This window comes from Pedococcus sp. P1_H8, from assembly GCF_056405175.1.
On sequence record NZ_JBFUCP010000504.1, the window covers coordinates 1 to 353 of the forward strand.

Genomic DNA, 353 nt, shown 5'->3' on the forward strand with positions numbered 1-353 from the left:
GTCAGCACCTCGGCAGCCTGGCCGGTCAGTCCGCGCGCTACGGGGAGGCGGTCGGCTACTACCGGCAGGCCGCCGAGATCCTCTGGGACCTGCATGCATTCGAGGAGAGCACCACACTGCGCAGCTACATCGGGGCCGCCCTTGTCGGTGCGGGACGAGTCGAGGAGGCCCGTCGCGAACTCGACGGTGCGCAGCCGCCGGGCGCCTCGTCCGGTACGGGAGCGGCGTCCGGAGGAGCGGGGGCGTCCGGTGACCACCAGAGCGCGGCCTCGATCGCCGCCGCGTTTGCCGAGGCGGACCTCGCCGACGGCGCGGTCGACGCCGGCCTGCGCGGGTACCGCCGTGCCCTCGAC

Annotated in this window: 1 protein-coding gene; it reads left to right on the plus strand. The window is 74.5% G+C overall.

Going from position 1 to position 353, the window contains the following annotated elements; genetic code table 11:
- Window positions 1-353: hypothetical protein (locus AC1DYG_RS21060; protein ID WP_477641759.1), on the plus strand; the 353-nt coding region annotated here is incomplete at both ends.